Source organism: Stenotrophomonas beteli (assembly GCF_001431665.1).
GTDB lineage: Bacteria > Pseudomonadota > Gammaproteobacteria > Xanthomonadales > Xanthomonadaceae > Stenotrophomonas > Stenotrophomonas beteli.
The window spans coordinates 153,872-175,916 of the sequence record NZ_LLXV01000014.1; the positions used below are offsets into that span (position 1 = coordinate 153,872).

General features: G+C 68.4%; 16 protein-coding genes. 11 read left to right on the plus strand and 5 right to left on the minus strand.

Features of this window, described 5'->3' with window-relative positions; all coding sequences use genetic code 11:
* Positions 1-24: 24 nt before the first annotated feature.
* The 7 genes from ARC23_RS02330 to ARC23_RS02360 are packed head-to-tail and all read left to right on the plus strand — an operon-like array spanning position 25 to position 12,046.
* Complete coding sequence (locus tag ARC23_RS02330) at positions 25-2,199, plus strand: alpha-glucuronidase family glycosyl hydrolase (protein WP_057495738.1); 2,175 nt, start codon at positions 25-27, stop codon at positions 2,197-2,199.
* A complete protein-coding gene (locus tag ARC23_RS02335; protein WP_057495739.1) occupies positions 2,196-4,172 on the plus strand; it encodes a sialate O-acetylesterase in 1,977 nt (658 codons plus the stop codon). Before ARC23_RS02330 ends, ARC23_RS02335 begins: the two co-directional genes overlap by 4 nt.
* 53 nt (positions 4,173-4,225) lie before the next feature.
* A complete protein-coding gene (locus tag ARC23_RS02340) occupies positions 4,226-5,920 on the plus strand; it encodes a glycoside hydrolase family 43 protein (protein ID WP_057495781.1) in 1,695 nt (564 codons plus the stop codon).
* A complete protein-coding gene (locus ARC23_RS02345; RefSeq protein WP_152985185.1) occupies positions 5,917-8,613 on the plus strand; it encodes a glycoside hydrolase family 3 protein in 2,697 nt (898 codons plus the stop codon). Before ARC23_RS02340 ends, ARC23_RS02345 begins: the two co-directional genes overlap by 4 nt.
* 59 nt (positions 8,614-8,672) lie before the next feature.
* A complete protein-coding gene (locus ARC23_RS02350; RefSeq protein ID WP_057495740.1) occupies positions 8,673-10,157 on the plus strand; it encodes an MFS transporter in 1,485 nt (494 codons plus the stop codon).
* Between the two features lie 16 nt (positions 10,158-10,173).
* On the plus strand, positions 10,174-11,211 hold the full coding sequence (locus ARC23_RS02355; RefSeq protein ID WP_057495783.1) for a glycoside hydrolase family 43 protein: 1,038 nt from the start codon (positions 10,174-10,176) through the stop codon (positions 11,209-11,211).
* Positions 11,201-12,046 carry an aldose epimerase family protein gene (locus ARC23_RS02360; RefSeq protein WP_057495741.1) on the plus strand — a complete coding sequence of 282 codons (846 nt, stop codon included), beginning with the start codon at positions 11,201-11,203 and terminating at the stop codon, positions 12,044-12,046. The genes ARC23_RS02355 and ARC23_RS02360 overlap by 11 nt, the downstream gene beginning before the upstream one ends.
* Before the next feature lie 126 nt (positions 12,047-12,172).
* Here ARC23_RS02360 and ARC23_RS02365 read toward each other — a convergent pair whose 3' ends face one another.
* From ARC23_RS02365 to ptsP, 4 genes are all read right to left on the minus strand, one after another.
* On the minus strand, positions 12,173-13,396 hold the full coding sequence (locus ARC23_RS02365; protein WP_411847887.1) for a carbohydrate porin: 1,224 nt from the start codon (positions 13,394-13,396) through the stop codon (positions 12,173-12,175).
* A gap of 113 nt (positions 13,397-13,509) precedes the next feature.
* Entirely contained in the window at positions 13,510-15,201 is a 1,692-nt protein-coding gene (locus ARC23_RS02370) for a fructose-specific PTS transporter subunit EIIC (RefSeq protein WP_057495743.1), read from the minus strand.
* An 86-nt stretch (positions 15,202-15,287) separates the two neighbouring features.
* Positions 15,288-16,244, minus strand: coding sequence for a 1-phosphofructokinase family hexose kinase (locus ARC23_RS02375; protein ID WP_057495744.1), 957 nt, complete (start codon positions 16,242-16,244; stop codon positions 15,288-15,290).
* Positions 16,241-18,751 carry a phosphoenolpyruvate--protein phosphotransferase gene (gene ptsP, locus ARC23_RS02380; RefSeq protein WP_057495745.1) on the minus strand — a complete coding sequence of 837 codons (2,511 nt, stop codon included), beginning with the start codon at positions 18,749-18,751 and terminating at the stop codon, positions 16,241-16,243. Before ptsP ends, ARC23_RS02375 begins: the two co-directional genes overlap by 4 nt.
* A 157-nt stretch (positions 18,752-18,908) precedes the next feature.
* Here ptsP and ARC23_RS02385 point away from each other — a divergent pair, with 157 nt between their 5' ends.
* The 4 genes from ARC23_RS02385 (at position 18,909) to ARC23_RS02400 (ending at position 21,466) form a co-directional block, all read left to right on the plus strand.
* Positions 18,909-19,892: a LacI family DNA-binding transcriptional regulator gene (locus tag ARC23_RS02385; protein ID WP_057495746.1), complete on the plus strand. Its 984-nt coding sequence runs from the start codon at positions 18,909-18,911 to the stop codon at positions 19,890-19,892.
* A 234-nt stretch (positions 19,893-20,126) separates the two neighbouring features.
* Complete coding sequence (locus tag ARC23_RS02390; protein WP_080393000.1) at positions 20,127-20,618, plus strand: hypothetical protein; 492 nt, start codon at positions 20,127-20,129, stop codon at positions 20,616-20,618.
* 15 nt (positions 20,619-20,633) lie between these two features.
* Positions 20,634-21,110: a Rap1a/Tai family immunity protein gene (locus ARC23_RS02395; protein WP_238985168.1), complete on the plus strand. Its 477-nt coding sequence runs from the start codon at positions 20,634-20,636 to the stop codon at positions 21,108-21,110.
* 122 nt (positions 21,111-21,232) lie between these two features.
* Complete coding sequence (locus ARC23_RS02400; protein WP_057495747.1) at positions 21,233-21,466, plus strand: hypothetical protein; 234 nt, start codon at positions 21,233-21,235, stop codon at positions 21,464-21,466.
* A gap of 25 nt (positions 21,467-21,491) precedes the next feature.
* Here ARC23_RS02400 and ARC23_RS02405 read toward each other — a convergent pair whose 3' ends face one another.
* A complete protein-coding gene (locus ARC23_RS02405) occupies positions 21,492-22,043 on the minus strand; it encodes a cysteine hydrolase family protein (protein ID WP_057495748.1) in 552 nt (183 codons plus the stop codon).
* Positions 22,044-22,045 lie beyond the last annotated feature (2 nt).

Below are 22,045 nucleotides of genomic sequence, written 5' to 3' on the forward strand. Positions count from 1 at the left end.
CCCGGCCGTAGTCTACAAAGGCGCATGTTAACGCCGTTGTTCCGCGCTGTCGGCAGCCGGCTGTGTGCCATCCTGGCGCTGCTGGCCTGCACTGGCGGCGTGCAGGCCGAAGACGGCTATGCGTTGTGGATGCGTTACGTGCCGGTTGCCCCGGCGGTCGTTGCCGAATACCGGCTGCAGTTGGCGGAGGTGGTGGCACCGGATCGCACGCCGGTCCAGCGTGCCAGCCGCGATGAGCTGGCGCGCAGCCTGCCGGGCCTGCTGGGATCGGCTCCGCCGATGCGGACGGCGATCAGCGCTGGCCATGCCCTGGTGCTGGGTACGCCGCAGTCCTCGGACCTGGTCGCCGCGTTTGGCGAGGAGATCGCCACGCTGGGCGACGACGGGTTCCTGATCCGGCGGGTCCGGATCGACGGACGTGATGTTCTGCTGGTGGCGGCGCGCCAGGATCTGGGCGTGCTGTACGGCACGTTCCATCTGCTGCGCCTGCTGCAGCGTGGCACGTCGCTGCAGGGGCTGGAGGTGCGTGAGTCGCCACGGGTCGCCCTGCGTGTGCTCGACCATTGGGACAACCTGGATCGCTACGTCGAGCGCGGCTATGCGGGCAGCTCGCTGTGGGATTGGCAGACGCTGCCGCAGTGGCATGATCCGCGCTACACCGACTACGCACGGGCCAACGCCTCGCTCGGCATCAACGGCACCGTCCTGAACAACGTCAATGCCAGTGCCCTGAGCCTGTCGCCGGCCTATCTGGCCAAGGCGGCCACGCTGGCCGACCTGTTCCGCCCCTACGGCATCCGGGTCTACCTGAGCGCACGCTTCAGCGCGCCCATCGAACTGGGCGGGCTGGCGACAGCTGATCCGCTCGATCCGGCTGTACAGCGCTGGTGGCGCGACAAGGTGGATGAGATCCACGCGCTCATTCCAGATTTCGGCGGTTTCCTGGTCAAGGCGAACTCGGAGGGGCAACCCGGCCCCCAGGACTACGGCCGCTCCCACGCCGACGGAGCCAACCTGCTGGCCGACGCGCTGGCGCCGTACAACGGCGTGGTGATGTGGCGGGCCTTCGTGTACTCGCACGAGGTGCCAGACGATCGCGCCAAGCAGGCCTACAGCGAATTCGTCGGGCTCGACGGCGCCTTCCGCCCCAACGTGATCGTGCAGGTGAAGAACGGCCCCATCGACTTCCAGCCGCGCGAGCCGTTCCATCCGCTGTTCGGCGCCATGCCACGCACGCCGCTGATGATGGAATTGCAGATCACCAAGGAGTACCTGGGCTTCGCGACACACCTGGTGTATCTGGGAACGCTCTACCAGGAAGTGCTGCAGGCCGATACCCATGCACGCGGCGAAGGCTCCATCGTTGCCCGCGTTGTTGATGGCTCGCTGGAGGGCCACGCGCTGACCGGCATCGCCGGCGTCGCCAACATCGGCGTGGACCGCACCTGGAGCGGCTCGCACTTCGACCAGGCCAACTGGTATGCCTTCGGGCGCCTGGCCTGGAATCCGCAGCAGTCCGCGCGCGGCATTGCCGAGGACTGGGCCGCACTGACCTTCTCGCCCGACCCGCAGGTGACTGGCCCGATCGTGCGGATGATGATGGACTCGCGGGAAGCGGCGGTGGATTACATGATGCCGCTGGGCCTGCATCACCTCATGGCACGCGGCCATCATTACGGCCCCGGCCCCTGGGTGGACGGCGGCCCGCGCGCGGACTGGACGTCGGTGTACTACCACCGCGCCGGCCGCGACGGCATTGGTTTCGACCGCAGCGCCAGCGGGAGCAACGCAGTGGGCCAGTATGCGCCGCAGGTGGCCGAGGTCTATGGAGACCCGGCGCGCGTGCCCGAGTCACTGCTGCTGTGGTTCCACCATGTGCCGTGGGATCACCGCATGCGCTCGGGCAGGACGCTCTGGGACGAGCTGGTCGGGCGCTATTCGCGCGGCGTGCGCCAGGTGCAGTCGATGCAGGCGACCTGGGCAGGCCTGCATGACCGGATCGATCCGCAGCGGCATCGGCACGTCGCGGCGTTCCTGCAGATCCAGCACGACGAAGCGCAGTGGTGGCGTGATGCCAGCGTGGCGTACTTCCAGTCACTCAGCGGACGGCCGTTGCCAGCCGGCGAACAGCCGCCGCCGCACCCGTTGGCGTACTACCAGGCGTTGCAGTTTCCTTTCGCACCCGGGGATGGGCGATGAGCAGGATCGCATGGGCCGCGCGTGCGGTGGCGTTGATGGTGCTGGCGTGCCTTGCCGTGCCGGTGGCGGCCGCTGAAACGACACGGTTGCTGCACCCGCTGTTCCAGGACCACGCGGTCCTGCAGCGCGACCAGCCGATCGCCATCTGGGGCCAGGCGGGCCCCGGGCAGGCGGTGTCGGTGACCTTCGCCGGCCAGGCGGTGACCACGCGCGCAGACACGACGGGCCGCTGGCAGGCCACGTTGCCCGCCATCGCCGCAGGCGGGCCGTACATCCTGGAGGCCGCCGCCGGGAACCAACGTGAGAGGGCGCGCGATGTGCTGGTCGGCGACGTCTGGTTGTGCGCGGGCCAGTCGAACATGGAACTTCCGGTGTGGCGCTCGCTCAATGCAGCCAGCGAGATCGACTCGGCCACAATGCCACGCCTCCGGCTGTTCACTGTGCCGCACGCCGCGGACGTGCAGGCACAGGCGCGTTTCAACGGTCGCGTCGCATGGGCGCCGGCAACGCCCGCTACGGTGCGTGACTTCTCGGCAGCGTGCTTCTACTTCGCGCGCGAGCTGCAGCGCACGGTCGACGTGCCGATGGGGCTGATCCAGGCGGCATGGGGCGGCTCGCGGATCGAAGCCTGGACCAGCGCCGATGCATTGCGAGGGCAGGGTGGCCTGGACGAGGCCCTCGATATCCTCGCGCGGTCTGTGCATGATCCGCTGGAGGCACGCGCAGCCTGGGGCCGCTACTGGCAGCACTGGTGGGCCTCCCGTGAGGGCGCGCTGCCCGGCGACGCACCGTGGCGCGCGGACACCGACGACGGCCGATGGCCGCGCGCACCGGCTGCGTTGGGGGCGTGGGAGCGGTGGAACGTGCCCGCGCTTGCCGACTACAACGGCATGGTCTGGTATCGAACGCAGGTGACGCTGAGTGCTGAACAGGCTGCACGCGGCGCGATCCTGCAGCTGGCCTCCGCCGACGAGGCGGACGTGACCTGGGTGAACGGCGTCGCCGTGGGCAGCCAGTATGGTGCCGGCGAGAGGCGCTACCCGTTGCCCAGCGGCCTGTTGAAGGCAGGGGCCAACAGTATTGCGGTGAACGTGCTCGACACCTACGGTGAAGGCGGCCTGGCGGGCCCCGCGACGGCACACCGCCTGCAGTTCGACAACGGTGAGCGGGTGGTGCTGCAGGCGCCGTGGAAGTACCGGGTGGCGCCGGGCCAGCCGGCACCTCCGTTCGCGCCGTGGCAGGCCGCTACCGGGCTGTCGACGCTGTACAACGGAATGATCGCGCCGCTCGGGGGCGTCGGGCTGCGCGGCATGCTCTGGTACCAGGGGGAATCGAACACCGGCGAGGGTGCGGCGTATGCGGCGCGCCTGCGTGCGCTGCGCGACGACTGGCGGCGGCAGTTCGGCGCTGGCACGCCGCTGTTACTGGTGCAGCTGGCCGGTTACGGCCAGCCGCCGGTTGTGCCGGCCGACAGCGGCTGGGCACAGGTGCGCGAGGCGCAGCGGCGCGTCGCGGCCGAGGATGCGCGGAGCGGGCTCGCCATCGCCATCGACATCGGTGATGCCTACGACATCCATCCACCGAACAAGCAGGAGCTCGGGCGCCGCCTGGCCCGCGTGGCGCGCCACGTCGCGTACGGCGAGGTGGACGTGGCCCCGTCAGGGCCGCGAGCGGTCACCGCCGTGCGGACGCCCGCGGGCGTCGCCGTTGCGTTCGAGGATGTCCAAGGCGCACTCACCGCGACCGGCGCGGTGCGGCCGATCGGCTTCGAACTCTGCGATACGCGCCACTGCGAATACAGCGACGCCGAACTGGACGGGCGCCGGATCCTGCTGCGCGGGCCGCTGTCGACGCACGCAACACATGCCCGCTACTGCTGGGCCGATGGCCCGGTATGCACGCTGCGCGACCGCAGCGCGGCGCCGGCGGGCCCGTTCGAACTTCCCATTGCCGAAGCCGAGACGCGACGATGATGACGTTGTCCAAGCAGTCCCCTCTGGCCCGCGACAGGGCCGGCCTGCGGTCGATGGCACGCCACCTGCTGGCGGCGGTGCTGCTGCTGTCGGCCGCCGCCAGCCCGGCCAGCGCGCCGCCGGACGCACCGCCGGTGTATTTCGACTGGTTCGAATACAGCGGTCACGACGCGGCCTTCGAAACGCCGCTGCCGGCTGGCCACTACCGCAATCCAGTGCTGGCCGGCTTCCATGCCGATCCCAGCATCGTGCGCGCGAACGGCCGGTTCTACCTGGTCAATTCCAGCTTCACCTACTTCCCGGGCATTCCGGTGTTCGAAAGTGCCGACCTGGTGCACTGGAAGCAGATCGGCAATGTGATCGACCGGCCGACGCAGCTGGATTTCGACGGGTTGAGCGTCTCGCGCGGCATCTTCGCCCCCACCATCGAATACCACGACGGGGTCTTCTACGTGGTGACCACGGCCACCGACAGCGGCGGCAACTTCATTGCCACCGCGCGCGACCCGGCCGGGCCGTGGTCGGACCCGCACTGGCTGCCCGGCATCGACGGCATCGATCCATCACTGTTCTTCGACGACGACGGCACGGTGTACCTGATCAACAACGACGCGCCGCCCGGCACGCCACGCTATGACGGACACCGCGCCATCTGGATGCAGCAGATCGATCTGGCCGCCTTCAAGCCGGTCGGCCCGCGCCGGGTGCTGGTTGATGGAGGCGTGGAGCCGGCGAAGAACCCGATCTGGATCGAGGGACCGCACATCTACAAGCGCCAGGGCTGGTATTACCTGTCCGATGCCGAAGGGGGCACCGGGCCGCAGCACTCGCAGGTGGTGCTGCGCAGCCGCTCGGTGTGGGGACCGTATGTTCCCTACGCAGGCAATCCGATCCTGACCCAGCGCGAGCTGCCGGACGACCGTCCGCTGCCGATCACCAATGCCGGCCATGCCGACCTGGTCGAGGGCCCGGATGGTTCGTGGTGGGCGGTGTTCCTGGCCAGCCGCAATTATCAGAAGCGCCACTACAACACCGGACGTGAGACCTATCTGCTGCCGGTGCGCTGGCAGGACGGCTGGCCACGGATCCTGCCGACCGACCAGGCCATTCCCTACGTGGTCGAGGCGCCGTCGTGGATGCAGGGCGAGGCATCGCAGGCCCCTTCGACCGGCAATTTCGTAGCGCGCGACAATTTTGATGGACCAACACTTGATCGCCAGTGGCTGCGCGTGCGGGTGCCCAGGCATGCCTGGGCCGACCTGGCCACGCGTCCGGGCATGCTGGCCGTGCGCCCGCTTGCCGAGGATCTGGACACGCTGCGCAATCCGGCGTTCCTCGGCCGACGCCAGCAGCACCTGCGCTTCGAGGCGAGCACCGCAATGAGCCGGCCCGGGCCTGGCGTGGCGGCCGGCCTGGCCGCGTTCCAGAGTGAGGCGTACTGGTATTTCCTTGGCGTGCGCAGCCTGCCGGGCGGGCGACTTGCGCTGTTCCTGGAGGTTCGTGACGGCGGTGGCAGTACGCGCACACTGGCCACCCGCGAAGTGCGGGCACCGGAGACGGTGCGGCTGCAGATCGCCGGCAACGAGGGGGACTACACGTTTTCGTTCGACACCGGCGACGGGCAGGGCTGGCAGCTGCTCGCCGCCGGTGTGGATGGCACCGTTCTGAGTACGGATCGGGCAGGCGGCTTCGTCGGCGCACTGCTGGGTCCCTTCGCGCGCGATGAGCGCACCGGGAGGAGCAAATGAAGCTGCCGTCACTGTCCATCGCCGGCCGTCGCAGCAGGTTGCACGGCCTGCCGGTCCTGGCCGTCCTGGCGTGCGTGGCGACCGTCGCGTCGGCGGCATCGCCGCAGCCCTGGCTGGATCCTTCGGCCAGCTTCGAGCAACGGGCCGCCGCACTCGTCGCGCAGATGACGCTGGAAGAGAAGGCTGCGCAGATGCAGAACGCCGCGCCGGCGATCGAACGCCTGGGGGTACCCGCCTACGACTGGTGGAACGAGGGACTGCACGGCGTAGCACGGGCAGGGCAGGCCACGGTGTTTCCGCAGGCAATCGGCCTGGCCGCGACCTTCGATGTGCCGTTGATGGGGCAGGTGGCCACGACCATCAGCGACGAGGCCCGCGCCAAGCACCATCAGTTCCTCCGCGAAGGCGCGCACGGCCGTTACCAGGGGCTGACCTTCTGGTCGCCGAACGTCAACATCTTCCGCGACCCGCGCTGGGGCCGCGGGCAGGAAACCTACGGCGAGGATCCCTACCTCACCGCCCGCATGGGGGTGGCCTTCGTGCGCGGCCTGCAGGGCGACGACCCGGTCTACCGCAAGCTGGACGCCACCGCCAAGCATCTGGCCGTGCACAGCGGACCGGAGGCCGACCGCCATCACTTCGATGCACGGCCCAGCCGGCGCGACCTGTATGACACCTACCTGCCGGCGTTCGAGGCGCTGGTGAAGGAGGGCGACGTCGATGCGGTCATGGGCGCCTACAACCGCGTGTACGGCGAGTCCGCCAGTGCCAGCCGCTTCCTGCTGCGTGATGTGCTGCGGCGCGACTGGGGCTTCAAGGGCTACGTGGTCTCGGACTGCTGGGCCATCGTCGACATCTGGAAGCACCACCACATCGTCGCCACGCGCGAAGCCGCCGCGGCGCTGGCGGTCCGGAACGGCACCGAGCTGGAATGTGGCCAGGAGTACGCCACGCTGCCTGCCGCGGTGCGCCAGGGGCTGATCAGCGAAGCAGAGATCGACGATGCGGTAACCCGCCTGTTCACCGCACGGATGCGGCTGGGCATGTTCGATCCGCCCGAGCGGGTGCGCTGGGCGCGCATTCCGGCCTCGGTGAACCAGGCCCCGGCCCACGATGCGCTGGCGCTCAAGGCGGCGCAGGCATCGCTGGTGCTGCTGAAGAACGACGGCGTCCTGCCACTGTCGCGCAGCGTCAAGCGCATTGCCGTGGTCGGACCCACCGCCGACGACACCATGGCACTGCTCGGCAACTACTTCGGTACACCGGCCGCGCCCGTCACGATCCTGCAGGGCATACGCGATGCGGCCAGGGGTATCGAGGTGCGCTACGCCCGCGGCGTGGACCTGGTGGAAGGCCGTGACGATCCCGGTGCCACGCCGCTGATCGAGCCAACCTTCCTGCGGCCCTCGGCGGACTCGCCCGAGCGTGGCCTGCGCGGCGAGTACTTCCGCACGCCCGACCTGTCCGGCACGCCGGCCCTGGTGCGTACCGACGCGCAGATCGGCTTCCGCTGGGACCGCGGCTCGCCGACCGACAACCTGCTGGCACGCGGCGAAGCGGCTCCAGGGCAGGGGATCCCGAACGACCGCTTCAGCATCCGCTGGAGCGGCCAGCTGCTGCCGCCGGTGTCCGGCCGCTATCGGCTGGAGCTGGCCGGCGACGATGGCTACCGGCTGTACCTGGACGGCAAGCGCGTGATCGATCACTGGGAAAACAGTGACCGGCTGCATGCCGAAGGTGTCGAACTGGACCTGCAGGCGGGGCGCGCCTATGACCTGAAGCTGGAGTACTACGACGACCAGCGCGATGCCGGCGTGCGCCTGGGCTGGCGCATGCCCGGCGCCAAGGCGCCATTCGATGAAGCGCTCGATGCCGCACGCGATGCCGACGTGGTGGTGTTCGTCGGTGGCCTTACCGGCGACGTCGAAGGCGAGGAGATGACCGTCAACTATCCGGGCTTTGCCGGCGGTGACCGCACCGACCTGCGGCTGCCTGCGCCCCAGCGCACCCTGCTGGAGGCCCTGCACGGCACCGGCAAGCCGGTGGTGATGGTGCTCACCGGCGGTTCGGCCATCGCCGTGGACTGGGCGCAGGCACACCTGCCGGCGATCCTGATGAGCTGGTACCCGGGCCAGCGCGGCGGCACTGCCGTCGGCCAGGCGCTGTTCGGCGACATCAATCCTGCCGGCCGCCTGCCGGTCACCTTCTACAAGGCGGGCGAAGCGATGCCGGCATTCGACGACTACGCCATGGAGGGCCGTACCTATCGCTACTTCCGCGGCACGCCGCTGTATCCGTTCGGCCACGGGCTGTCATATACGCGGTTCGAATACGGCCCCCTCCGCCTGGATGCGGATACGATCCGCGCCGACGGCCGCCTGCGCGTGCAGGTGGACGTGGCAAATGCGGGCAGCCGCGCCGGTGACGAGGTGGTGCAGCTGTACGTACGGCGCGAGCGCGGCAGCGAGGGTGACGCCGTGCAGGAGCTGCGCGGCTTCCAGCGTGTCCAGCTGGCCCCGGGCGAACGCCGCACGATCACCTTCACCGTGGAGGCGCCGCAGGCGCTGCGCCACTATGACGATGCCCGCGCCGCGTACGTGGTGCAGCCCGGCGCGTACGAGATCAGGGTCGGCGCATCCAGTGCGGATGTGCGCGCGCGGGGCAGGTTCACCGTAGAGCCAACGCATGACTGATCGTCATTACCCACCTCGATTCCCATCCGTTCAGATCCCTTTTCCAGGACGTCCGCTGCATGGCAAGCACTGAACACGCGCTATCGGTACGCGAAAAGCTCGGCTACAGCCTGGGCGATCTTGCGGCCAACCTGATCTTCCAGACCCTGATCACCTATCTGGCGTTCTTCTACACCGACGTCTATCGCCTGCCGGCGGCCACGGCGGCGACGATCATCTTCGTGGTCGGCCTGCTTGGCGCATTCGTGTTCACCCCGTTGATCGGCATCGCGGCCGATCGCACGTCCACGCGCTGGGGGCGCTTCCGCCCGTGGATCCTGTGGACGGCCATTCCATTCGGCGTGCTGTCACTGCTGGCATTCAGTACACCGGACCTGGGTGAGCGCGGAAAGGTGGTCTATGCGCTGACCACCTACGCGCTGCTGGTGTGCGTCTACGCCGCGAACAACCTGCCTTACTCGGCGTTGAGCGGTGTTCTGACCGGCAGCATGGCCCAGCGCAACAGCCTCTCGGCCTACCGGTTCGTAGCCGTGATGATCGCGCAGTTCATCATCCAGGTGCTGTTGATGCCACTGGTGCTGATCCTGGGGGACGGTGACCGGGTGCGCGGCTTCGAACGGGTGATGACCGCGTTCGCCCTCATCGGCACGCTGTTCTTCCTGATCACCTTCGCCACCACCCGCGAACGCATCGTGCCGACCCGCGAGCAGACCGGCGGCGTACTGCAGGACCTGTCCGACCTGCTGCACAACCGGCCGTGGCAGGTGATGCTCGCGCTGACCGTGCTGGTGTTCATCAACCTGGCGCTGAAAGGCGGCAGCTACATCTATTACTTCCAGTACTACATGAGCGAAGCGGCGCTGGTCGCATTCCTGCAGGATTCGGGCTTCAATGGGCTGATCGGTGGCCTGAATGCGGGCCTGGCCCGTGCCGGTCTTGCCGCATTCACCTGGCCCAGGGATGCCGCCACCTCGGCCTTCAGCCTGTTCAATGCCTGCGGCATCCTCTGCATGATCCTGGGCATCGGCCTGTCGCGGCGGCTGGCCGACCGCTTCGGAAAGCGCGATGTCTTTGGCGGTGCGCTGTTCGTATCGACCCTGTTCCTGCTCGCCTTCCTTCTCTTCCCGCCCACCGCAGTCGCCGTGGCCTTCGGCGCCTTCATGCTGCATGGCTTCTGCTACGGCATCACCATCCCGCTGCTGTGGGCGATGATCGCGGACGTCGCGGATTACTCCGAGTGGAAGAACCATCGCCGCGCCACTGCGATCATCTTCTCGGCGATGCTGTGCGGCCTGAAGATCGGCCTCAGCGTGGGCGGCGCACTGGTAGCCGCCATCCTTGCCCACTATGGCTACCAGGCAGGCCTGGCGCAGCAGCCCGAGGCGGTGGTGGAAGGCATTCGCCTGACCATCAGCGTCTACTGCTCCATTCCCTTCCTGCTCGCCGTGGCGCTGCTGTTCGCCTACGAGATCGACAAGCGTGCCGAAACCCGCATCGAACAGGATCTCCTGCTGCGTCGTCGTTCCGCCGACGCCTCCGCTTGAACCCAGGATGACGACCATGATCGACCACTCTGCCGGTGAAGACGGCCGGGCCGATGAAGCCCGGCTTGCGCAGCTCGCCACGCATGCCATTTCGCAACCGTTGGTGACCCACATCTATACCGCCGACCCCTCGGCACACGTGTTCGAGGGGCGCCTGTACATCTATCCGTCGCACGACATCGACGGCGGCCAGCCATTCGACGATGAAGGCGGCCATTTCGGCATGCAGGACTACCACGTGCTTAAGATGGATACGCCCGACGGCACCGCCGTCGATTGCGGCATGGCGTTGCATGTGCGGGACGTGCCCTGGGCCCGCAAACAGATGTGGGCCCCCGATGCCGCCTGTCGCGATGGCCGCTACTACCTCTACTTCCCGGCCAAGGACGCCAGCGGTCGCTTCCGCATCGGCGTGGCCATCGGCGAGCGGCCCGATGGGCCGTTCGTTCCCCTCGCAGAGCCGATGAAGGGCGCCTACTCGATCGACCCGGCCGTGTTCGAAGACGATGACGGCAGCCACTACCTGTACTTCGGCGGCATCTGGGGCGGGCAGCTGCAGAAGTATCGTGACAACCAGTACAACGACGCCCACCAGGAACCCGAGGGCAGTGCACCGGCGCTGGGCCCGCGCGTGGGCAGGCTTGACGCCAGCATGACCGAGCTGGCCGAAGCCACCCGCGAAGTCCAGATCCTGGATGAGCATGGCCAGCCACTGCGCGCGGATGATCACGCGCGACGCTTCTTCGAAGGGCCGTGGCTGCACAAGTACCAGGGCCGTTACTACCTCTCGTATTCCACCGGCAACACGCACCTGCTGTGCTATGCCGTGGGCGACAGCCCCTACGGGCCGTTCACCTATGGCGGGGTGATCCTGACGCCCGTGGTGGGCTGGACCACGCACCACTCCATCTGCCAGTTCGAAGGGCAGTGGTACCTGTTCTATCACGATGCACTGCTCTCGGGCGGCGTGACCCACCTGCGCTCGGCCAAGTGCACGCCACTGCACATGGCGCAGGACGGCAGCATCGGCACGGTCGATCCCTATGGTGCATGAGCGCGTGCTGGCGGTGGACGATGCACTCGCCGCGCTGCCGCCCGGTGAGCTGCACTGGCTGAGGTGCGGCGATCTGGAGGTTGCGCTGGCGACGGGGGCGGGCGGGCGCGTGGCGCACCTGCGCTACTGCGGCGTGGAATGGCTGGTGGATGCGCAGCAGGCGGGTCCGGCGGCGATCGCATGGGGCTGCTACCCGATGGTGCCGTGGGCCGGGCGCATCCGTCAGGGACAGTTCCGCTTCGACGGCGCGTCGCATGCGCTGCCGCTGAATTTCGGCGGGCATGCCATCCATGGCGTGGGCTTCACGCGGCCCTGGCAGGTCGAGCGCATGGAGGCGGCCACGGCCACGCTGTCGCTGGCGCTGCCACGCGACAGGTACTGGCCCTTTGGTGGCGTTGCCGTCCAGGAAGTGACCCTGCACCCTCACCGCCTGCAGCTGCGTCTCTCGGTCCAGGCGGGCGAGCAGGCGATGCCGGCGGTACTGGGCTGGCACCCGTGGTTCCGGAAGCCGGATCGACTGCTGTTCAGCCCTCGCGCCATGTATCCGCGGGACGGAGAGGGCATTGCCACGCTGCCCTGTGTGTCTCCTGCCCACGGCCCATGGGACGACTGCTTCATCGCCGAAAGCGGCATCACCCTGGTGCGTGGGGGCCAGCGCCTGCGGCTGCGGTCGGACAACGACCATTGGGTGGTCTACGACGGTGCGTCACACGCGACCTGTGTCGAACCGCAGAGTGGCCCGCCGGACGGCTTCACCCTGGCGCCGCATCGGCTGGAGCCGGGGCAGCGGCTGGCGTTGACGTTCGAACTGGCGTGGGCAGCGAACAGTCCTTGAAGCCCGCCGGGGGCATGCACCGGAGGGCGACGCCGCAGCGGGCCGGCACGCCGCGATGGCTCTGCGGGCGGAGGGAGCGCGTCGGTGCGTCACGCTGGCAGCGCTTCGCGGCCACTGGCCGTTGCCTTACAGGCTCCAGTCGATCCGCAGGCCGGCGATCAGCGCATTCGGCAGGTCACGCTGGCGTGCGGGTTCATTGAACTGGTCGGGATGCACGATGTAGTGCAGGTTCGGCGCGACCCGAAGCTGCGGGGTGAGCTGGATGCCATAGCTCAGCTCCATCATCACCTGGCTTCCGTGCGGGGTGCCGCTGCCACCCGCCGCGGCACGGGCAAGGCGCAGGTTCTCCAGCGCGATACCGCTGTACTTCTGCTGGGTGACGACGAAGGCGATGCTGTCCTGCGGTCGCCGCGCCAGCGTACCTCTCTGGACCAGGCCGGCCTGCAGGAAGTGATCCTCGATCAACTGGCCGGAGGTACCCTTGAGCGCGGCACCGAAAAGGGTCAGGCCGCGACCATTGCCATCGCCGGTAAGCTGCTGCTCGAAGCGCGCGAACGCACCGGAGCGGCCACGATGGGTCGCATGGACCTGGCCACTGAGCAGCGCCGGGGCGCCGTTGGCATCACGCAGTGGATCGAGATAGGCCGAGTTGTCCTGCCAGCCACCGAGCTCGTACCGGGCTTTCAGCCGCGCCGATCCAGGGCTGCGCCAGCCGATCGTGTAGGGCACGATCCAGCCGGTGGCCTGGTTCGTATTCCACTTCAGCCCATGCTGGCCGTCCTCGGCCTGGCTGGGGTCGACCTGATAGGCGCCGACGCGCACATAGACATCGGGCGTCACCCAGGCCGTGGCATCGGCCATCCAGCTCGATACCGGCCACCAGGTGAAATTGCTGGTGCGGAACACGTAGGTCGGGTTGCCGCAGGCCGAGTTGCCCTGGAAGTACTGGCACAGCTCCGAGCCGAGGTGGTGGATGTTGGCGACGCTGCGCCCGGCTTCCAGTACCAGCCGGTCATCCAGCAGTTTCTGCTCGAGCGTCAGGTTGGCCAGGCGCGTGCCCTGGCCGCCGTAGATTTCCTGCACCGAGGTGCTGTTGCCAGTGCTGCTGTTGGCCAGGTTGGTGCCATGGCGGTTGATGCCGTAGGCCTTGATCGTCGCGCCCCGCCAGCCGAACGCGGCGTCCAGATCCACATCGGCGCCGAACATGAGCTGTCCGGCATAGGCGGTGCCGCTGCGCTTGCCACCATCAAGCGTGGCGGCGGCTTCGCCGGTGTAGGCGAGCCTGGGAGTGAAGACGTCATTGGCGTCGGCGGCGGCGGGCAGGGACGGCAGGGTCAGCACGATCACCATCGGCAACACGTATCGGGAAGAGCGGGGCATGGGCGAGGCTCCTTGTGCAGGGCGCAGGTCACCGCGCTCCTGCGCGCGCAGGGGCGGTGGCAGGGTCTTGGCGATGGGATGGATCAGGCCGGCGTGGTGACCGGCTTCTTGAGTATGCGCAGTGCGACCGCAGTGACCGCCACGCCGGCCAGCAACGCCAGCAGGTAGATGCCCAGGTGCGTGACCGCGTTCGGGATCGGCAGCACGAATACACCGCCGTGCGGCACCTTCAGCTCGACGCCCGCGGCCATCGAGATCGCGCCGGCTACGGCGGAGCCCAGAATCAGCGCGGGAATGGTGCGCAGCGGATCGCGTGCGGCGTAAGGGATCGCGCCCTCGGTCACGAAACTCAAGCCAAGCACGCCGGCGGCACCGGCAGTACCGCGCTCTTCGGCGGTGAAGCGGTTGCTGAACAACCACGTTGCCAGCGCAATGCCCAGCGGCGGGGTCATGCCGCCGATCATTGTTGCCGCCATCGGCGTGTAGACCTGGCTGGAGATCAATGCAGTGGAGAAGGCGTAGGACGCCTTGTTGACCGGCCCACCCATGTCCACCGCCATCATTCCGCCCAGCAGCAGGCCGAGCAGGATCGCGCTGCTGCCCTGCATCCCGCGCAGCCAGTCGGTCAGCCATGCCAGCAGCCCGGCCACCGGCGTACCGATCACATACATCATCAGCAGGCCGACCAGCAGCGTGCCCAGCACCGGCAGGATCAGCACCGGCTTGAGGCCCTCCAGGCTGCGCGGCAGGCGCAGTGCACGATTGATCCAGTGCACGCCATAGCCGGCGATGAAGCCGGCGAGGATGCCGCCGATGAAGCCTGCATCCATGTTGACCGCAACCAGCCCACCGATCATGCCGGGCGCGATGCCGGGGCGGTCGGCGATGGAGTAGGCGATGTAACCGGCCAGTGCCGGCACCATCAACATGAAGCCGGACTTGGCACCGATCTGGAACAGCGACCAGGCCAGCGTGCCCTTGTGTGCATCATCGAAGGCGTAGATGCCGCCCAGCGCAAAGGCCAACGCGATCAGCAGGCCACCGGCGGTAACGAACGGCAGCATGAACGACACACCGGTCATCAGGTGCTTGTAGGGGCCGGTGGCCCTGGTCTTTTCGGGGGTGCGGCCAGCAACCGCCGTAGCCGCGTGCACGCCGGCCTCGGCCAGCGCCTTGCGGACCAGGTTCTGGCCATCGTTGATCGCTGGCTTGGTACCACTCTTGAACAGGCGCTTGCCGGCGAAGCGCGACAGATCCACTTCGCGGTCGGCGGCAATCAGCACCAGGTCGGCGGCCGCGATTTCCTCGTCGTTCAATGCATCCTGCGCGCCAACCGAACCCTGGGTCTCGACCCGGATGACGTGGCCCAACGCCCTGGCGGCCTGCTGCAGGCCTTCGGCCGCCATGAAGGTGTGGGCGATGCCGGTCGGGCAGGACGTGACCGCGACGATGCGCTGGCCGCTGCCTGCCCTGGGTGCGACCGAAAGCGGCGCCAGCGCAGCAAGCGGATCGTCCAGCACTTCGCCAAGGCTCGCGCGCACGATCTGGGCGTTGCCGAAGCGGGACGTGTCTGCCTCGCCGTCACCGACCAGCAGCAGCGGCGTTGCGGTGCTGGCCTGTGCGGCGGTCAACGCGCCGGTGACGCCCTGGGCGCTGCGGATTTCGATCGCCAGTTCGAACCCGCGCTGGCGGGCGGCGCTACGCAGCGCTTCGGCGGCGAGAACCGCTTCGATGCTGCGATCGCCTGCGGCGATGACTACGGTGGAAACTTGCATGGGAACTCCTGGAATGCTTCGGGTTCGTCCTTGCAGGAGGCGCCGGACGCTGGTTGAAGCCAGCAACAGCGCCTCCTGCGGTCGTCTCAATCCAAACGCTCGATCAGCACGTCGCCGCTCCACTGGCGCACCTGCGCCGGATCCAACCGTCGCGCGTCGCCGCTTTCCAGGCGGCTCATCGAGAACGCCGTGGCCAGTCGTGCGCAGCCAGCCAGATCGAAGGCAGGCTCCAGCAATGCGGCAGCGATGCCGGCGACCATTGCGTCGCCCGCGCCGACCGTGCTGCCCTGGGCCAGCCGCGCCGGTCGCGCGATCAGCGCGCCGCTGCGATCAACGAACAGCGCGCCGTCGGTGCCCATCGAGATCGCCACCAGTGTGATCCCGCGTTCAACCAGCGCCACGCCCGCCGCTCGCAGGGCATGTCGATCCGGCAGCGGCGTGCCGATCCAGGCCTCCAGTTCGTGGCGGTTGGGCTTGACCGCGTAGGGCAGCGCGCCTCGTGCGCCGCCCAAGGCGGCCGCAAGCGCGTCGCCGCTGGTGTCCAGCAGCACGCGCGCACCTGCGGCACCGGCCCGCGCCTGGAGTCGAGCCCACGCGTCGACTGGCAGGCCGGACGGCAGGCTACCGGACAACACCACCGGCAGCTCCGGCCGCAACAATGCATCAAGCCGGCGTGCCACGGCGTCCAGATCGGCACCCCCGAGCGTCAGCCCGGGCAGGTTGATGTCCGTGGTCTCGCCGCTGTCCTCTGCAACCAGCTTGATGTTGGTGCGGGTGTGCCCCGGTACGCGAAGGCAGGCATCAGCAATGCCCCGCGCCGAGAACAGCGCATCGAACGCACCGACGTTGCCGTCACCGAGCACGCCCAGTGCGGAGGTCGGCACGCCCCAGTCGGCCAGGCAGGCGGCGACGTTGATGCCCTTGCCGCCGGCATCATCGCGGCTGCTGCGGGCACGGTGCACGTGGCCCGGCTGCAGGCGCGCCAGGCGCACGGTCTGGTCGATCGCCGGATTCAGGGTGATGGTGACTGCACCGGCATTCATGCACGTACTCCGTCGAGGGCGCGCACCTGCTCTGCGGTTTCGCAGCCCAGCGCCGTCGCGGCGAGCGTTCGCAGATCGGCCAGCGCGCTGCCGCGCAGGCGTGCCTTCACCGCCGGGATGTCGTTCGGGGTCATCGACAGTTCGTCCACGCCCAGGCCCGCCAACAGCATCGCACCGAACGGATCGCCGGCCAGGCCACCGCAGACACCGACCCAGCGCCCGTGCATGCGTGCGCCTTCCACCGTGGTGCGGATCGCGCGCAGTACCGCCGGGTGCAGGCTGTCGGCCTCGACGGCCAGTTCCGGATTCTGGCGATCGATGGCCAGCACGTACTGGGTCAGGTCGTTGGTGCCGATCGAGAAGAAGTCGGCGTGGCGGGCCAGTACGTCACTCTGGGCGGCAGCGGCCGGCACTTCGATCATGATGCCGATCGGCACCTCGGGCGCGTCCAGCTCGGCGCGCTGGCGCTCGCAGATCGCACGCAGCGCGGTCAGCTCCGGAACCGAGGTGATCATCGGGAACATGATGGACAGGCGCGCGCCGTCTTTCGCCGCGCGGTACAGCGCACGCAGCTGTGGTTCCAGCAGGTCGGGGCGACGCAACAGCAGGCGCGCGCCGCGCACGCCCAGGAACGGGTTTTCCTCATGCGGCAGCTCCAGGTGTGCCACCTGCTTGTCGCCGCCGATGTCCAGTGCACGCACGATCAACGGGCGGCCATCGAGCGCCCGCGCCATGGCCAGATAGGTGGCGTACTGCTCATCCTCGCTTGGCGTGCTGCCACGCTCCAGGAACAGGAACTCGGTGCGCATCAGGCCAACGCCCTCCGCCCCCTGTTCCAGCGCCAGCGGCACCTGCTCGGGCAGATTCACATTGGCACCGATGTCAATACGGTGGCCATCGGTGGTCTGCGCCGGTTGCGCGCGTTGCGCGGCTTCGCGCTCGCGCACCTGCTGCTGCTCGGCAATCCACGCGCGCGCCGAAGCGAGATCGGTCCCGGAGGGCGACAGATAGAGCCGACCGCAGCTGCCGTCGATGATCGCCTCGCTGCCCGGCTGGATCGCCAGCAGCCCGGCGCCCCCGGCGACCAGCGCCGGCAGGCCGAGCGTGCGCGAGAGGATGGCGGTATGCGAGGTCGGCCCGCCCTGCGCGGTGGCCAGGCCGAGCACGCGGGTGGTGTCGAGGTGGGCCGTGTCTGACGGCGACAGGTCGGCTGCGAGCAGGATGCACGGGTGCGCGGGCAGGTCGGCCAGGCCGCCACCGGCGGCAGACGGATCCAGCTGCGCCAGTACGCGCCGGCCAACGTCGCGCAGGTCGGCGGCGCGCCCGGCCAGCACCGGATTGCCCAGCGCCGCCAGGCCCGAAGCGATCTGTTCGATGGCCTGGTGCCAGGACCACGCGACACCGTGGCCCTCGACCATCAGCTGGCAGGTGCGGGTGATCAGGTCGGTGTCGTCCAGCAGGGCGGCGTGGGCTTTGAAGATCGCCGCGTCCGAGGCGCCGAGCCGGCGCTGGGTGTCATCCTGCAGCGCGGCCAGCTGCTGGCGGGTGCGGGCGAGTGCGTCCTGCAGGCGCGCCCCGCCTTCGCCGAGCGGGGTGGGGCGGTCGGCGACGTCGGCCTGCGCGCTGGCCAAGACATGCACCGGGCCGATGGCCAGCCCAGGGCTGGCACCGATACCGACGATGGCAGCCTGTGCTTCGGGCGGGTTCCAGCCAGCCACCGGTGCGGCCTTGCGTTGCGCTGCGCGCTCGGCGTCGGCTTTTTCCTGGGCTACCAGGCCGTCCATGACCTTGCGCAGCGCGCTCAGCAGGGCGGGGGCGTCGGCCCCTTCGGCAGACACGCTGACCGCATCGCCATGGCGCAGGCCGAGTTGCAGCAGGGCGACCAGGCTTTTGGCGTCCGCCGCTTGGTTGCCCGCCCGCACCTGGGCGCGGGCCGCAAAGCTGCGCGCGGTCTCTGCCCAGCGCGTGGCCGGGCGTGCGTGCAGGCCATTGGGGTAGGCAATGGTCCAGTCGAAGCGCTCGGCCAGATCGGTTGCCGGTACCTGGGCGGTCGTGATTGCACTGTCCCCGGTCAGCGCGGTGACGATCGCACCCGCATCGGTGGTCGCAAACAGGCGCTGCAGCGTGGCCTCGTCCTGGATCAGCCGGGTCAACCTGCGCAGCAGGGTGATGTGGGTGTCGGACTGGGCAGCGATGCCGACCACCAACTGCGTCACCTGGCCGGGATTCCATTCCACCCCGTCCGGCAACTGCAGCACGGCGATGCCATCGCGAAGCACCAGATGGCGGTCCTCACCAAGCCCATGCGGGATCGCCACACCGTGGCCGAGGAAGGTGTTGGCCACGGCTTCGCGGCGGCCCATGCTGGCCTCGTAGCCCGGCGCCACGCAGCCGGCGGCGACCAGCATCTGCGCGGCCTGGGCGATGGCATCTGCCTTGTCGCGGGCCTGTGCGCCGAGGCGGACCAGTTCGCGGCTGACGGGGGTGGGGAAGGGCAGCGGTGGCAAGGCGGGCTCCAGGAAGGGTGGGGCGATGGCGTATTGGGAACGTTCCCATCGACTATTTCAATGTGCACCGCACAAAAAGCCAATAGCCCTTTGGCGTTAGCATTGTCCTGAACAGCCACCCGGGCAGGGTCGGCGACCTTTTCCGGGAACGTTTCCAATGAGTATCAGCATCAATGACGTCGCGCGCGTGGCGGGGGTGTCCAAGTCCACGGTGTCGCGGGTGCTCGGGGGCGGCCCGGTCAGCGAAGAGGTTCGCGGCCGCGTCGAGGTGGCGATCCGCCAGACCGGCTATCGGCCGAACCTGCAGGCAAGGCGGCTGCGCTCCCGGCACACCGGCATCATCGGCTTGATCGTCGCCGATATCCGCAACCCGTTCTTCACCGCGCTGATCCGTGCCGTGGAGGAGGTCGCGTACCGGGAGGGCCTGCGGGTCACCCTCTGCAACACCGACGAGGACCCCGAACGCGAGGCGCTGTATCTGCAATTGATGCACGAAGAACGCATCAGTGGACTGATCTTCGCGCCCACCCGGACCACGGTGGGCCGGCTGGAACGGCTCACGCTGGAGTATCCGACGGTGCTGGTGGACCGCGCCGCGCCCGGCGGGTCGATCGACAGTGTGGTGCTCGACAATCCGGCGGCAATGGCCGGCCTGGTCGCGCATCTGGCCGAGCGCGGCTATCGCCGCATCGGCGGCCTCTTCGGCAGCACCAGTACCACGGCGGCCGAGCGCCGTGACGGCTATCTCGCCGCAATGCGCTCGCGCGGGCTGGAGCCGGATTACCGCGAGATCGAGCCAACGGCCGAGGCCGCCATCGCAACGGTCGACCCGTGGCTGGGCGGCCCTTCGCGTCCCGAAGCGCTGGTCACCAGTAACAGCCTGCTGCTCATGGGCGCATTGAAGGCGGCCCGCAGTGCCGGTCTCGCGATCCCCGGCGAGTTGGCGCTGGCAGGTTTCGACAACGAGCGCTGGACCGAGCTGGTCGAACCCGGCATTACCGTGGTCGAGCAGCCGGTTGAAGAGATGGGCCGCGCTGCGATGTCGCTGTTGCTGGAACGCCTGCGCACGCCGGAGCTGCCCGTGCGCAGACTGGTGATGAACGGAACGTGCGTGGTGAGAGGGTCAACGGCCGCGCGATAGTTGGCCGCGCGCCTGCGGCAGTGCATGAAGCTGCCGCCAGGGTGTTGGCGGGTCATGCGTTGTCTGCTACAAGCCCTCTGTACACAGTCACAGGGGATGATCGCCTTGTCAGAGCCTTATTCAGCGCTGCTCCGCCTGCAGATCTCCCATCAGGACCTTTCCAGATGGCTGGCAGCGCCCGTGCCTTCAGCGTCCCGTTGGCCGGACTGGCGAAGCATCGCCGGACAGTGGCGCATGGCCAACGGCCAGCACCTTGCGTCTTCAAGCGACCAGGCGTTGGATCACCTGCTCGCGGACTGCCAGGCGCTGTTGGCGCGCCACCCCGACAATCGCGCCGCACTGATGGCTTTCCTTGCCGCTGCGCAGGCCGGGAATATCCAGATTGCCGCCTATGACCGCACCGGTACGCACTTTGTTGCAGGATCGCTGACGTATTCGGAGAGCCTCTACGATCTCATCGCGTTTCTTGCCGTGGCACGAGGCGCCGCCGACTTCCTGAAGGCGGGCGACCGGGGGGTGGCACTGATCCACGACTATCTCTGGGCCGAGGAAGGTGAGCGGGAGACAGTTGCTGCGATTGCACTGGCCGGCCCGGGGACATCCGGATTCCTGTCCTCAACAGACCTGGACAGCGCCACCGGGCCCTTCGAGGCATTGGTGGAGGCCATGCTGGACGCCGAGGACGACCCGGAGTTTCATCCGCGCAACCAGCTTGATCAGCTTTGACCGGTGCCGCGTTGAATGCAGAAGTACAACCGCCAGGACCCCGAGATGAAAGGACATCCCGCTCGCTGCACGCGCCGTCGCATGCGCCAACTCCTCACGCTGAGCCTGTGCGCCCTGGCTGGGTCCGCCGTGGCGGCAACAACGCAATCTGCACGCACCTGGCTTGTCAGTGGCGCGGAACTCATCACGCTGCTGCAGGGCAAAGGCGCTGACGGGTTCTGCGATGGCGAACACTGCCGGAGCCTGTCCAGCGCACGCGCCAGTGCCTACATCCAGGGCGTCGCCGATGCCAGTGGCGGGCAATGGTGTGGGCAGGGCAGGGTTCTTCCGCATGAGCTGGTGGATCGCATTTCCTCCCATCTGCGGCAGCTGCCTCGCGAGCGATTGCAGCAGGATGCGTCTTCACTGGTTGTCGAAGGGCTGCGGACGGCCTTTCCGTGTGGTCGCGGTGCATCACGTGGCGGCATTGCCGAGCCCGGCAAAGACCAATGAAGCAGGCCGCGCCGACCTGGCGACGGTGCGAACGTCCTGCACGCTCGCGACACGATGCATTCACGGCCACCGACATCGGCGTTCGCCACGCTGCATGTTCCTTCCAGCGCATGAGGTGCCCCATGGCCACCTGTGATGTCTGCGGCAACGACTACGACAAGAGCTTCACCCTGCAGCAGGGCGGACGCAGCGGCACGTTCGATTCGTTCGAATGCGCGATCCACGCCTTCGCGCCGCGCTGCGCGCATTGCCAGTGCGCAGTCATCGGGCATGGCGTCGAGGGCAATGGCCAGATCTTCTGCTGTGCACATTGCGCGGGTCACGCGGGTGTACGCGGTGTCGCTGACCGGGCCTGAGCCGGCTTCGGCTCCATCCTGCTGATCACGTAGAGACCAGTGAGGAAACGCGCGCGACCCGAGCTGCGCCCGAACCGGCAAGCAGCGCCATTGCGCGCTGCTTCTGGCCCGGCGTCCCCGCCACGGCTTCCAGTGCCACCACCACGTCGAATTCCCTCGCGTTGGCGTCCAGCGCCGTGGCCAGGACACACGAATCGGCCGTCATCCCGCTGAGCAAGAGACGGCGCACCCCCAGCTTGGCCAGCAGAATCGGCAAGGGGCTGGCCAGGAAAGCCGAGTGCTTGGGCTTGAGCACGAAGTAGTGGCCGGGCGACGGTGAGAGGCCGGTGGCAATGCGCCCGGCCGGACCTCCGTCCCGCTGGCACTGTGCCACCTGCTGGCGAAAGTCCCGCTTCCAGTCCGAGAAATTGTCATTGGCGTAGATGACCGGCCACCGGCAGTCATCGAAGTGGTCTCTCAAGCGTCGGATCTGCCTGGCCGCGCGTTCTGCCGCGGGCGCCAGTTGCTGCGCGCCCGGGAAGTCAAAACGACTGAACATGTCGATGATCAGCAAGGCCGTCGACGGCTCATCTGCCATGG